This window comes from Streptomyces sp. NPDC107471 (assembly GCF_055582845.1).
Window position 1 is genome coordinate 37,216 of the sequence record NZ_JBVJPC010000018.1, and the last position, 12,861, is coordinate 50,076.

A 12,861-nucleotide genomic window follows, 5' to 3' on the forward strand; every position below is an offset into this window, starting at 1 on the left:
TCCATGACGGGTAAGCCGTCGGACCCGAGGTCGCAGGGCAGCCGCGCGCGGCCCGTGGCGGGTCGCGCAGTGCCCCGCGCCCCCGGGCGGGTCACGGCAGTCTGACCCGGGCGAGTTGACGTGACTGTGCCACCAACCGGTCCGCGCTGTCCCAGACCTCGGCGTCCTCCTCCAGGAAGCCGCCGGCGAGGTTGCGGGTGGTGATGGAGACCCGGAGGGGGCCCGGGGCGGGACGGCAGCGCACGTGGACGGTGAGCTCGACCGTCGGGACCCAGCCCTTGAGGCCGATCTCGAAGGCCGTGGGCGGCAGCGCGTCCACCGCGAGCAGCAGGGAGAGGGGGTCGGCGTCCCGGCCGTCGGCGAGGCCGAACCAGGACCGCATCTCACCCCGGCCGGACGGGGCACCGAGCGCCCAGCCGAGCGTCGAGGGGTCCAGCTTGAGCATCAGCCGGTCGGTGATGGCGGAGCTGCCGTCGACCGGGGCCGGCCCGTCCTCGGGGCCGAAGCACTGGTCCATGGGCGGGATCGCGGGCGGCTTCGCCGTCGTACGGACGTCGTCGGGGAGGGCGTCGAGGTCGCCGTAGGAGGCGAGGACCCGGATGCGTTCCACCTCGCGGCCCTCGTCGTCGTACTGGAGGAGCGAGGCCTGGCCGGTGGAGAGGGTGCGGCCGGTGCGGACGACGTCCGTGCGGATCACCGCCGGTCCGGGCTGGGACGCGGTGAGGTAGTGCGCGGAGATGGTGAACGGGTCGGCGTGCGGCAGTGCGTCCGCGAGGGCGCGGCCCAGGACGGCCAGGAGGTAGCCGCCGTTGACGGCGCTGATGATGGTCCAGCCCGCGGAGAGGTCGATGTCGTAGACGCCGGGCGCCCGGCGGGTGACCGCGGTGTCCCGGTCGAACTCGCTGTCACCGATCGTGGCGCGTGTGGCGGAGGCTGCTTCTGGCATGCCTGAACGGTACAACAACCAACTACTAAGCGGTAGCTTTGTGACCGTTCCGCCTCGCCTCGGCCGGGTGAGACCCGGGCAATTTCTCGGTAAGTGTCCGTACTCGTCCGTAAACCCCGGCCGCCGCCTCCCCCTCTACAGGGACATGAGCCTCACCGGGACCGCGTTCCTCTCCACGCTGATCGTGCTGTCCGTCGTCGCCGTCGTGCTGCCGCTGGCCCTGTGGTCGCGGCTGCGGGGCCCCCGGATCGCCCGCGCCGTCGCCCGCGTGCTGATGGTGCTGTTCGCCCAGGGCACGGCCGTGGCCCTCGTGTTCGTGCTGGTCAACAACCAGAACAACCTGTACGACAACTGGGCCGACCTGCTCGGCACCGGCGACCACGTCCAGCAGGCCGCCGACCTGGGTGCGGACGGCACCGGCGGGATCTCGCTGAAACGGCTGCCCAGGGTGAAACAGCACTTCTCCGACGTCTCCGGGCCCGGCATGGAGGGCGTGCGGGTCACCCAGCTCAAGGGCCGGGTCTCCGGTGTGAACGCCGAGGTCTACGTCTGGCTGCCGCCGCAGTACCGCGAACCCGCCTACCGCCACCACAAGTTCCCCGTGGTGGAGCTGCTGTCCGGCTATCCGGGCTCGGCCAGGGCCTGGTTCGGGTCGCTGCACGCGGTGAACCAGCTCCGGCCGCTGATGCGGGACGGCAGGGTCGCGCCCTTCATCCTGGTCGCCCCGCGCATGAACCTGCTGGCCGGGGTCGACACCGGGTGCGCCAACATCACGGGCACGGTCAACGCCGACACCTGGCTCAGCGTCGACGTCCCGAAGATGGTCACCGACAACCTCCGCGCCCTGTCCGGTCCGGCGGGCTGGGCGGTGGCCGGGTACTCGGCCGGCGGGCACTGCGCGACGAAGCTCGCCGTCGCCCACCCCGACCGCTACCGGGCCGCGGTCAGCATGTCCGGCTACAACGACCCGATCGGCGAACGCAACTCCCTCGCGGCCGAGACCCCCGCCCTGCGCCGCGCCAACAACCCCTACGTGCTGCTGCGCGACGCCCGCACCCCGCCCGCGGTCGCGCTCTACGAGTCCGGTCAGCCGGGCGACGGCTACGAGGCGGCCACCGGCCTCGAACAGCTCGCGAAGGCGCCGACGACCGTGCACGTGGTCTACGTCCCGAAGAGCGCGGGCGGCCACAACATGGCGCTGTGGAAGCCGCAGGTGGTCCCGGCGTTCCGCTGGCTGACCGAGGAGATGGGGCTGCTGCACGGCCGGGCGGGCGCTACTCCTCCCGCACGGTCGACCGGCGGTTCCACGCCCGCGGAGCTCGCCAGTGGAACCGCATCGCGAGCAGGCGCAGCACGAAGGCGGTGAGCGCCGCGAGCCCGCTGGTGAACGGGGAGAGGGCGTCGTAGCGGATGCACAGCACGACCATGGTGGCGCCGACGATCGCCGGGACCGCGTACAGGTCGCGGTCCCAGCGCAGCAGGGAGGGCACCTCGTTGGCGAGCACGTCCCTGAGCACACCGCCGCCGACGGCGGTGGCGAGGCCGAGGGTCGCCGACTGGGTGAGGCCGAGCCCGTACTCGTACGCCTTCGTCGTCCCGGCGACGCAGAACAGGCCGAGCCCGGCCGCGTCGAAGACGTTCACGCCGACCTGGATGCGCTCCACGTGCGGGTGCAGGAAGAAGACCAGGAGGGCGGCGAGCAGCGGGGTGATGAAGTAGCCCAGGTCCGTGAAGGCGGCGGGCGGGACGGCGCCGATGATCAGGTCCCGGAACAGCCCTCCGCCCAGCGCGGTGACCTCGGCGAGCACGGCGATGCCGAAGACGTCGAAGTTCTTGCGGACGGCCAGCAGCGCGCCGGAGATGGCGAACACGAAGATGCCGACGAGGTCGAGCGTGTGCTGGACGGAGGGGCTGAACAGTTGCTGGAGCACACCGCATTCTTGCGCAGTGGCTGTTACAGCACGGGCTTGCCCTTCGTGAAGAGCCAGGTGCGGAACAGGTCGTCGAGCTGCTGTCCGCTCACCTTCTCGGCGAGCCGGACGAAGTCGGCGGTGTCGGCGTTGCCGTAGCGGTGCAGCGCGGTCCAGGCCGGAAGGAGCTTGAAGAACGCCTTGTCGCCGATCCGTTCGCGCAGCACCTGGAGGGTCATCGCGCCCCGCTGGTACACCGCGGACGCGAACATCGTGTCGCGCTGCGGATCGCCGACGACGGTCTGCCAGAACGCGCTGTCGGCGGGCCGGGAGTCGTAGCCCGCGAGGAAGGAATCGTGGGCGCTGCGGGTGCCCTTGTGCTCGGCCCACAGCCACTGGGCGTAGGTGGCGAAGCCCTCGTTGAGCCAGATGTCCTTCCAGTGCGCGACCGAGACGCTGTCCCCGAACCACTGGTGGGCCAGCTCGTGCACGATCGTCGTCTCGCTGCGCACCGCCGAGTAGACCGGCTTGGTCTGCACCTCCAGCGAGAACCCGGCCTGCGGCATGTCGTCGACGATCGCGCCGGTCTCCTCGAACGGGTACGGCCCGAAGACCTGCGACCAGTAGTCGGTGGCCTCGGCGGTGACGCCGTACACGTCGACGCTGTTGCTGTTCTCCAGCACCGGGTCGATGGCGGTGTAGACGGGGATGCCGCCGGGGGTCCTGCCGGTGCGGACGTCGAACTTCCCGATGGTGGCGGTCGCGAGGTAGGTCGCCATCGGCTTCTTCTCGCGCCAGTGGGTGTAGGTGGAGCCGCCCTTGTCGTACGTCGACACGAGCCGGCCGTTGGAGACCGCGGTCAGGCCCTTCGGCGTCCTGATGCGGATGTCGTAGGCGGCCTTGTCCGAGGGGTGGTCGCTGGACGGGAACCAGGTGGAGGCGGCGTTGGGCTCGCAGGCGACGAAGACACCGTCGGGGGTCTTCATCCAGCCGTAGTCGGAGCCGAAGACGATGGGGCCGCTCAGGGGTTGCGGGACCCCGCCGTAGGTGACGGCGACGGTGAAGTCCCTGTTCCTGCGCAGGGACTGACGCGGGGTGATGCGGATCTCGTCGCCGTCGCGCGTGAACCGGGCGCGGGTGCCGTTCACCTCGACCCGGGTGACCGTGAGCTGCTGGAGGTCCAGGTCGAAGGAGGAGAGGTTCCGGGTCGCGCGGGCGGTGATCGTCGTACGGCCGTCCAGCCGGTCGGTGGCCGGGTCGTACGCCACGTCGAGGGCGTAGTGGCGGGCGTCGAAGCCGCCGTTGCCGAGGTTCGGGAAGTAGGGGTCGCCGATGCCGGGGGCGCCGGGTTCCGGGGCCGGGGCGGCGGCGATGACACAGAAAGAGGCCACCGCCGTGGCGATGGCCCCTAAACGTGCCGAACGGGAGAGTCTCATGCGTCGTCCCTTTCGCGCGTCTGCCGATAAGTCGGACAGGGACGACTCTGCGCTCTCCCGTTCGGGCATGTGCATGACTTTGCCAACTCGTCATGCGTTACTTGTCGGTTGACTCCTGACCGTCGTCATCCGCTTCGGTGGTGGACTCGCCGGTCTTCAACGGTGCCGTGGGAGCCGTCCTGGCGCCCGGGCCCGTCTTCGCGGTCGCGGCCTCGACGTCCGCCGCGGCCTCCGCCTCCGGCTTCTCCGCCGTGTCCGCCGCTTCCCCGGCGGCCTTGGCGTCGGCCTCCTTGCCGCCGGTCACCTGACCGGACCCGGCCACCGCCGCCACCGCCGCCGACGTCTCCGCCGACTCGGCCAGGACCTCGTCGGCGACCAGGTCGGCCGCCTCCTTGGCGACCGACAGGAGCACGGTGTCCTGCGGGGCCTGGTCCGCGAAGTTCTCCGGGTGGTGGCAGGCCACACGCTGACCGGGGCGCAGCTCGACGAGCTGCGGCTCGGTCGTCCTGCAGATCTCCGTGGCCTTCCAGCAGCGCGTGTGGAAACGGCAGCCGGAGGGCGGGGAGATCGGGGACGGGACGTCGCCGCGCAGCAGGATGCGCTCGGACTTGGCGCCCCGGCGCTTGGGGTCCGGCACCGGGACCGCCGACATCAGGGCCTTGGTGTACGGGTGCATCGGCGCCTCGTACAGCGAGGTGCAGTCGGCGAGCTCGACGATCTTGCCGAGGTACATCACCGCGATGCGGTCCGAGACGTGCCGGACGACGGACAGGTCGTGCGCGATGATCACGTACGTGAGGCCGAGCTCCTCCTGGAGGTCGTCCATCAGGTTCACGACCTGCGCCTGGATCGACACGTCGAGGGCCGAGACCGGCTCGTCCGCCACCACCAGCTTCGGCTTCAGGGCCAGGGCGCGCGCGATGCCGATGCGCTGGCGCTGACCGCCGGAGAACTCGTGCGGGTAGCGGTTGTAGTGCTCGGGGCTCAGGCCCACCAGCTCCAGGAGGCGCTGGACCTCCCGCTTCACCCCGCCCTCGGGCTCCACGCCCTGGAGCCGGAAGGGCGCCGAGACGATGCCGCCGATGGTGTGCCGGGGGTTCAGGGAGCCGTACGGGTCCTGGAAGATCATCTGGATGTCCCGCCGCAGCGGACGCATCCCGGCCGTGTTCAGCCGCGTGATGTCCCGGCCCTCGAAGTGGATCGAGCCGCCGGTCGGTTCCTGGAGACGGGTGATGACCCGGCCCATGGTCGACTTGCCGCAGCCCGACTCGCCGACCACGCCGAGGGTCTCGCCCTTGCGCACCTCGAAGTCGATGCCGTCGACCGCCTTGACCGCGCCGACCTGGCGCTGGAGGACGCCCTTGCGGATCGGGAAGTGCTTCTGGAGGCCCTCGACCTTGAGCAGCACCTCGCGCTCGCCGGGGGCGGTCGTCACGTCCGCGTCCGATTTCTTCGTCTCACTCACAGCTTCGGCGCAATCTCTTCGGTCCAGATCCGCGTGCGGTCCTCCGGCGAGAGGTGGCACGCGGAGAAGTGCCCGCCGCCGACCTGCTGGAGCTCCGGGCGCACGGTACGGGTGACATCGCCCTTGGGGATGTCCGCGTACGGGCAGCGGGGGTGGAAGGCGCAGCCCGAGGGGACGTTGATGAGGCTCGGCGGCTGACCCTTGACGGGGATGAGCCGCTCGGAGGTCTCCCGGTCGATGCGCGGCATCGAACCGAGCAGGCCCCAGGTGTACGGGTGCTGCGGCCGCTCGAAGACGTCGTCGACGCTGCCGCGCTCCACGCACCGGCCGCCGTACATCACGAGGACGTCGTCGGCGATCTCGGCGACCACACCCAGGTCGTGGGTGATGAGGACGACCGCGGAGCCGAACTCCTTCTGCAGGTCCCGGATCAGGTCGAGGATCTGCGCCTGGACGGTGACGTCGAGGGCGGTCGTCGGCTCGTCCGCGATCAGCAGCTCGGGGTTGTTGACGAGCGCCATGGCGATCATCGCGCGCTGGCGCATACCGCCGGAGAACTCGTGCGGGTAGCTGTCGATGCGCTTGCCGGGCTCGGGGATGCCGACCCGGTCGAGCATCTCGACGGCCCGCTTGCGGGCGACCTTCTTGCTGACGTCGTGGTGGACCCGGTACGCCTCCACGATCTGACTGCCGATCGTGTAGTACGGGTGCATCGCGGACAGCGGGTCCTGGAAGATCATCGCCATCTCGCGGCCGCGCAGCCGGCGCACCTCGTCCGGGTCGGCGGAGACCAGCTCCTTGCCGCCCAGCCAGATCTCGCCGGACATCTGCACGTTCTTGCCGCGCGCGCCGAGCCGGTGCAGGCCCATGATCGCCAGCGAGGTGACCGACTTGCCGGAGCCGGACTCGCCCACGATGCAGAGGGTCTTGCCCTTCTCCACCTGGAAGCTGAGGCCGTCGACGGACTTGACCAGGCCGTCGTCGGTCGGGAAGTGCACCTTGAGGTCGCGGACCGCGAGGAAGGCGTCGGGAGCGTTGCCGGGCGCGGGCTCGCCGAGGGCGGCGCCGGTCTTGGAGAGTTCGGTCACGAGAGCCTCACCCGCGGGTCGGCGGCGGCGTACAACAGGTCCACCAGGAGATTTGCGACTACGACGAAGATGGCGGCCAGCAGGGTGACGCCGAGGATCGGGGGCAGGTCGTTGTCGGTGATGCCCTGGACCGCGTACTGGCCGATGCCGGGCAGCGAGAACACGGTCTCGGTGATCACGGCACCGCCGAGCAGCAGACCCAGGTCCATGCCGAACACGGTGATGATCGGCGTCAGCGCTGCCCTGAGGCCGTGCCGGCCGACCACGTTGCGCTCGCGCAGGCCCTTGGCGCGGGCCGTGCGGATGAAGTCCTCGTTCATCGTCTCCAGCATGCCCGAGCGGGTGAGCCGGGCGTAGATGGCGGAGTACAGCAGAGCGAGCGAGCACCAGGCCGGGAAGAGCGTGTTGGCCCACTGGGCCGGATTCTCGGTGAACGGCACATAGGTCCGCCCGAAGATCGGCCACTGGTAGGTGAAGAGCAGCAGCGCCAGGTTGCCCGTGAAGAACATGGGCAGGGAGACACCGGCGAGTGCGACACCCATGAAGCTGCGGTCGAAGAAGCTGCCGGGCTTGAGCGCGGAGATCACACCGATCACGACACCGGAGACCAGCCACAGCACGGCGGCACCGAGGGCCAGCGACGCGGTCACCGGGATGCGCGAGGTGAGCTGCGGCCAGACCGCCTCGTGGGTCTTGAAGGAGTAGCCGAAGCACGGCGCGTCGCAGTGCGCGGTCGTGGGACCCAGGTTGTAGGTGGCCCCGGACACGACACCCTTGATGAAGTGCCAGTACTGCAGGTACAGCGGGTCGTCCAGACCCAGGTTCTGCTTGACCGCGAGGATGTCGGCCTTCGTCGGGCTCTTGCCCAGGTACTGCTGCGCGAGCTGGTCGGCGGTCTGGCCGGCCATCCGTGGCAGCAGGAAGAAGATCGCGAAGGTGACCGCGGTGACGACCAACAGCAGGATCACTGCCGCGAACGTCCGACGGAGGATGTACGAGATCACGGGGACCGGCGCTGGTGCCCGTGGGCCGCGAAGCCCACGGGCACCAATGCCTTCACCTGCCTTCCGGGGCTACTTCTTGGTCGTGCCGATGTTGAGGTAGTCGTACTGACCGCTGAAGGCAGCCGTGGACACCAGGTTGGTGAAGCCGGCCGGGCGGTACAGCAGGACCTTGAAGTAGGTCAGCGGGACCAGCGCCGCCAGGTCCATCGCACGCTTGTCGATCTGGGCGTACAGGGCGTTGCGCGCCGTGTCGTCCTCGGTGGCGATGGCCTTCTCCAGCATCTCGTTGATCTGCTTGTCGTTCAGGTACGAGAGGTTGGTGTTGCCGGAGGCACCGATCGCGTCACCGTGCAGGATCTGCTGCAGGAAGCCGTAGCCGGAGGGCCAGTCGGCACCCCACTGCATCATGTGCAGACCGATGTTCTGCTTCTTGTCGAAGGTCGGCACACCGGCGTAGTCGGTGAAGTACTTGCCCGACGGGTACTGCTTCAGGCTGGCGTTGATGCCGACCTTCTTCAGCGAGGCGATGATCGCGGTGGCCGCGTCGATCTCCTGCGGACGGTCGCTGCGGGCCGAGAGGTTGGTGTTGATGCTCGACTTGCCGCAGGCCTTGAGCTGCTCCTTGGCCTTGGCGACGTCACCCTTGTTGCCGGTGGTCGCGTAGACGTCCTCCTTGGCGTAGCCGGTGATGTCCGGCGGCAGGACGGTCGTGGCGATGTCACCGCGGATCGGGCCGCCCTCGGCGGTCTGCACGGAGACCTTGTCGATGGCGTACTCGACGGCCTTGCGGCACTCGACCTTGTTGAAGGGGGCGACCTGGGTGTTGATCGCCATGTAGACCAGACGGCCACCGTAGGTGTTGTCCGTGTTGGCCTTCAGGTTGGCGTCGTTGACGACCTTCGCCTGGGTGGCGGCCTGGACACCGGTGCCACCGAGGTCGATCGCGTCGCCGGCCTGGACGTCCTGGTCGATCGTCTCGGCGTTGACCTTCAGCTTGACGACGATCTTGTCCGGGTACTGCTTGCGCAGCGGGTCCGTCTTGGCGTCCCAGTTCTCGTTGCGCACGAGGACGGCCTGCTGGCCCTCCTTGTAGCTCTGGAACTTGTACGAGCCCGAGGAGACGATGCTCTTGACGTAGTCGACGCCGGTGTCCTTGGACTGCGGCACCGGAGCCGTCTGCGGCGTGGCGACCAGGTAGTCGAACTCCTGGAAGGCGCGGTTGAGCTTGAAGACGATCGTGTTGTCGTCCGGCGTCTCGATGGACTTCAGGCCCTCGGCGCTCTTGTCCTTGTACGGGCCCTTGTACTTGTCGCCGTCCTGGAGGAACTGCTGGAAGTAGTTCGGGCCGAGGGAGAGCACGTCACGCGCGAAGTTCGAGCGCTCGACGGCGTACTTGACGTCCTTCGAGGTGATCGGCGTGCCGTCCTGGTACTTCAGACCGGAACGGATCTTGTACGTCCAGGTCTTGCCGCCGTCGCTCGGCTGGCCGGCGCTCTCGGCGAGGTCCGGGACCAGCTTGTTGCCCTCCTCGCCCGCACCGGGCGCGAAGGTCATCAGCGGGCGGGCGTACAGCCGGCTGAGGTTGTACATGTAGGCGTAGTACGTGTTGCCCGGGTCGAAGGAGTCCGGGACGTCGGAGTACTCGTACGTGACCGTCCCACCCTTCTGGGTGGAGGCGTTGACGACACCCTTGGTCGCTGCGTTGGCCCCAGCCGACTTGTTTTCGTCTCCACCGTTGTCATCGGCCTTGCTGCAAGCCGAGAGCAACAGGCTCGCACTGCCGATGGCCGCCACTGCGGCCAGCGCTGACCTTCGCATGATGGTCTGCTTCCCCTTCAATTGTCGGAAATCTTGTGGACTCTCACCGCGGTCGCGGGTCAGCGGCTGCGCGGGTCGAGAGCGTCGCGGAGACCGTCGCCGAGCAGGTTGAACGCCAGGACGGTCACGAAGATGGCCAGACCAGGCACGATCATGAACTGGGGGTCGACCTGGTAGTAGTCGACCGCCTGGTTGATCATGCCGCCCCAGGACGCCTGCGGAGGCTGGATGCCGACGCCGAGGAAACTGAGGGACGCCTCGAAGAGGATGTTGGTCGGGATGAGCAGCGTCGAGTAGACGATGATCGGGCCGACGAGGTTCGGCAGCAGCTCACGGAAGAGGATGTAGGGCCCCTTGGCCCCCATCCCCCGGGATGCGTCGACGAACTCCCGCTCGCGCAGGGCCAGTGTCTGCCCGCGCACGATACGGCCCAGGTAGGGCCAGTTGAAGAAGCCGATGATGAAGATCAGCACGCTGATGTGCAGCGGCAGGCCCTCAAGGCCGAAGGCGCCGCCCTGCAGGGTGGCCGAGATGGCGATGGCGAACAGCAGCAGCGGGAACGCCAGGAAGGTGTCCATCAGCCGGCTGATGATCGTGTCGACCCGGCCGCCGTAGTACCCGGCGACCACGCCGAGGACCGCGCCGATCGTGTTCGACAGGATCGTGGCACCGAAGGCCACGACCAGGGAGACCCAGGAGCCCTCGAGGATGCGGGTGGCGATGTCGCGGCCGAACTTCGGCTCCACGCCGAGCGGGTGGTCCCAGCTCATGCCACCCCAGGCGCCCTTGGGCAGCGAGGTGTTGGGGTCGATCAGATCCTGGTGCAGGGCGTTCGGGTCCAGCCCGAACAGGGCCTGGATGGGACGGGACAGCACCGCGACCAGGATCAGCAGGATGACGATCACACCACCGGCGACCGCCACCTTGTCCCTCTTGAAACGGGACCAGGCGATCTGCCCCAGGGAACGGCCCTCGATCTGCCCCTTGCCGGCTCCGGCCAGGACAGCCTCCGGCTGCGCCTCGGCCTGCGCCCCGGTGGTCTCGATCGGTGCGGTCACAGTGACCCGACCCCTCTCGCCGGTGGTGACCGGCCTACACCTGCCGTGGATTACGGCTTTGTCGACTTGCTTCAGCTCGCAGAAACGTCTGATCCTGCGTCTGCCTGGGGAGTCTTCAGCTTCGCTGTGATCACCCGCCAGGTCTGACGAAGAAAGTATGCGCAACCGTGATGCAGTAAGAGGGATTCCGTTATCCGAACAACGGGTAACGCCCCTCGGACGTATGTCAGTTGGGACAGAACGGCACAATAAGCGACGTTCGGGACGAACCTCCGCCATCTACGCGCGAAGAAATGTGGCCGTTATGTAAACGAGCCGAACAGGTTGCCGTCGCTCTCAGTAACCACCGCGGACCGGCGGGTAGCCGTACCCCGAGGCCGGTGCCTGGGCGGGCGATCCGTGGGCCTCGCGGTCGTAGAACGGACGGGCACCGGCGCGCATCCACAGCGCCACCGGGTCGTACTCGTCGGACATCGCCACGGTCGACACCGGCAGCCCCTCCGGGACCGCGCCGATGGACTGCTGCATCATCGCGCGCACCGAGTCCACGGCCGAGGGGCTGGTGTCGTACACGTCCAGACCGATGGCGAGGTACGGCGCCCCGAGGGCGGGCTGCACCCAGGCGCGGCGCAACGAGCGGACCGCCGGGGTGCGGTGGGCGTTCTGCACGAGCAGGGCGTAGAACTGGGGGACCTCGATGCCGGGTTCGGACAGCCGGAGCGGGCCCGCGGGCTGGCGCTCCAGACCGGTCGCGATGCGGCGCAGGTCGAGCCAGGGGATGCCGACCCCGCCGCCCGGGGCGTGCGGGTTGAGCCAGAGGCCGTAGTGGTCGGGGTACAGGGTGCGGGCCACGTCGATGCCGTCGACCACTTCGTACGACCGGTTCCAGCCACTGGCGCTCAGCTCCTGCGCCGAGGTCACACAGGGGGCGTAGCCGTAGCCGTCGACCTCCATGTTCGCGTACTGGGCGTCCGGGGAGCCGGCCTGGCCGTGCCACAGGAGCATCCAGATCTGGCCGTTGTTCGGGGTCGCGAGGGCGCGCAGCAGTGCCTCGTATGCGTCGTAGCGCCCGGGGGTCACCTGGCGCAGCATGTGCTCGACCGTGCCGGTCGCGGTGCCCGTGCCGCTGGCGCTCACCTGGACCGCCCCTTCCCTGTTCGTTGCCCCGGATATGGACACAGCTTAAGCGCCCAGGAACGCGGGTCCTGGTGTCGGATCGCGGCTGCGGGTCGTGGGGGTTGCTCACGCCCACGCGGCGGAGCCGCACATCGACACAGCCCCGCGCCCCGCACTACGTCCCCTGCGTGTAAAAGGGCCGCACCTGTCCGCGCATCCAGTGGCCCACCGGGTCGTCCGCCACGTCCAGCAGGACCAGGTTGACCGGCCACCGCACCGGAGCCCGCCCGAGGGCCCGGCCGAGGGCGTCCATCGGCAGGGTGCGCAGGTCGCCCTCCCACTGGGAGAGTTCCACGCCCACGAACATGACCGGGTCGGCGGTCTCGATGGCGGCCAGGCAGCGGCGGGCCGTCCGGACCACTCCCGTGGCCGCGAACTCGGCGGACGCGGCCGCCAGGAAGTCGACCGGGTCGTCCTGCCAGTCCGGCTCGTAGAGCTTGACCCGGCCGCCGGTGTTGGGCCCGTCCAGCGGGGTGCGGCCCACCCGGCAGAGGTCGGCGACGGCGGCGGGCGGCAGGGGCACGCCGACCACGCCGTCGGGGTTCACCGCGATGCCCACGTGCGGGGGCAGACCGCGGGCGAACTCGACCGCCGGGGCGATGGTGTACGACAGATGGCTGCCGACGACCTGGCGGAACTGCTCCTCGGAGCTGAACACCGGGACGAAGGCCTGGCCCTCGATCTCCAGGGTGGGCAGGTCGAGCGGGCCGCTGTGCGGGCCGCCGCCGTTGGGCAGGGGGATCCAGACGAAGCTGCGACCCAGCACCTCGATGATCCGGCCGCCCGCCGAGGGCATGCCGAGGGAGGCCGAGAGCACCTCCTCCAGCTCGTTGCCGGGCCATCCGCCGTGCGGATGGGGGTGCGGGTGCGCCTGCCCTGGGAAGTCCGCGGGAAGATCCGCCGGGAAGTCCATCTGTCTGACCGCCTGCTGTGAACCGCTGTTGATGTGGCTGAAAGGCT

11 protein-coding genes are annotated in these 12,861 nt (G+C 69.3%); 1 reads left to right on the forward strand and 10 read right to left on the reverse strand.

What is annotated here, in order from left to right:
* Positions 1-91: 91 nt before the first annotated feature.
* The gene (locus ACZ66S_RS38700; RefSeq protein ID WP_469906272.1) at positions 92-946 is read right to left on the reverse strand and encodes a thioesterase family protein; all 855 of its coding nucleotides are present in this window, start codon (positions 944-946) and stop codon (positions 92-94) included.
* 145 nt (positions 947-1,091) lie between these two features.
* On the opposite strand from ACZ66S_RS38700, the gene ACZ66S_RS38705 reads away from it, so the two are divergent.
* Positions 1,092-2,312 (forward strand): alpha/beta hydrolase, encoded by a 1,221-nt coding sequence (locus ACZ66S_RS38705; RefSeq protein ID WP_469906273.1) that lies wholly within the window; start codon positions 1,092-1,094, stop codon positions 2,310-2,312.
* On the opposite strand, the gene ACZ66S_RS38710 is transcribed toward ACZ66S_RS38705, so the two are convergent.
* The 9 genes from ACZ66S_RS38710 to ACZ66S_RS38750 form a co-directional block, all read right to left on the reverse strand.
* Positions 2,221-2,877, reverse strand: a complete 657-nt coding sequence (locus ACZ66S_RS38710) for a trimeric intracellular cation channel family protein (protein WP_020121087.1) — start codon at positions 2,875-2,877, stop codon at positions 2,221-2,223. The two genes, ACZ66S_RS38705 and ACZ66S_RS38710, sit on opposite strands and share 92 nt — an antisense overlap.
* A 23-nt stretch (positions 2,878-2,900) precedes the next feature.
* Entirely contained in the window at positions 2,901-4,292 is a 1,392-nt protein-coding gene (locus ACZ66S_RS38715; RefSeq protein ID WP_469906274.1) for a M1 family metallopeptidase, read from the reverse strand.
* Between the two features lie 97 nt (positions 4,293-4,389).
* The gene (locus tag ACZ66S_RS38720; RefSeq protein WP_469906275.1) at positions 4,390-5,757 is read right to left on the reverse strand and encodes an ABC transporter ATP-binding protein; all 1,368 of its coding nucleotides are present in this window, start codon (positions 5,755-5,757) and stop codon (positions 4,390-4,392) included.
* Complete coding sequence (locus tag ACZ66S_RS38725; RefSeq protein WP_469906276.1) at positions 5,754-6,845, reverse strand: ABC transporter ATP-binding protein; 1,092 nt, start codon at positions 6,843-6,845, stop codon at positions 5,754-5,756. The genes ACZ66S_RS38720 and ACZ66S_RS38725 overlap by 4 nt, the downstream gene beginning before the upstream one ends.
* Complete coding sequence (locus tag ACZ66S_RS38730; protein WP_469906277.1) at positions 6,842-7,849, reverse strand: ABC transporter permease; 1,008 nt, start codon at positions 7,847-7,849, stop codon at positions 6,842-6,844. The genes ACZ66S_RS38725 and ACZ66S_RS38730 overlap by 4 nt, the downstream gene beginning before the upstream one ends.
* A 69-nt stretch (positions 7,850-7,918) precedes the next feature.
* Positions 7,919-9,667 (reverse strand): ABC transporter substrate-binding protein, encoded by a 1,749-nt coding sequence (locus ACZ66S_RS38735; protein ID WP_469906278.1) that lies wholly within the window; start codon positions 9,665-9,667, stop codon positions 7,919-7,921.
* A 59-nt stretch (positions 9,668-9,726) separates the two neighbouring features.
* On the reverse strand, positions 9,727-10,725 hold the full coding sequence (locus tag ACZ66S_RS38740) for an ABC transporter permease (RefSeq protein ID WP_037711495.1): 999 nt from the start codon (positions 10,723-10,725) through the stop codon (positions 9,727-9,729).
* A 336-nt stretch (positions 10,726-11,061) separates the two neighbouring features.
* The gene (locus ACZ66S_RS38745) at positions 11,062-11,862 is read right to left on the reverse strand and encodes an enhanced serine sensitivity protein SseB C-terminal domain-containing protein (protein WP_469906279.1); all 801 of its coding nucleotides are present in this window, start codon (positions 11,860-11,862) and stop codon (positions 11,062-11,064) included.
* Between the two features lie 154 nt (positions 11,863-12,016).
* Positions 12,017-12,814, reverse strand: coding sequence for an enhanced serine sensitivity protein SseB (locus ACZ66S_RS38750; RefSeq protein WP_469906280.1), 798 nt, complete (start codon positions 12,812-12,814; stop codon positions 12,017-12,019).
* Positions 12,815-12,861 lie beyond the last annotated feature (47 nt).

Excerpts from the sequence above, each read along its gene's own strand:
- ACZ66S_RS38700 (WP_469906272.1), bottom strand. The coding sequence starts at position 946 with ATGCCAGAAGCAGCCTCCGCCACACGCGCCACGATCGGTGACAGCGAG.
- ACZ66S_RS38705 (WP_469906273.1), top strand. The coding sequence starts at position 1,092 with ATGAGCCTCACCGGGACCGCGTTCCTCTCCACGCTGATCGTGCTGTCC.
- ACZ66S_RS38715 (WP_469906274.1), bottom strand. The coding sequence starts at position 4,292 with ATGAGACTCTCCCGTTCGGCACGTTTAGGGGCCATCGCCACGGCGGTG.
- ACZ66S_RS38735 (WP_469906278.1), bottom strand. The coding sequence starts at position 9,667 with ATGCGAAGGTCAGCGCTGGCCGCAGTGGCGGCCATCGGCAGTGCGAGC.
- ACZ66S_RS38750 (WP_469906280.1), bottom strand. The coding sequence starts at position 12,814 with ATGGACTTCCCGGCGGATCTTCCCGCGGACTTCCCAGGGCAGGCGCAC.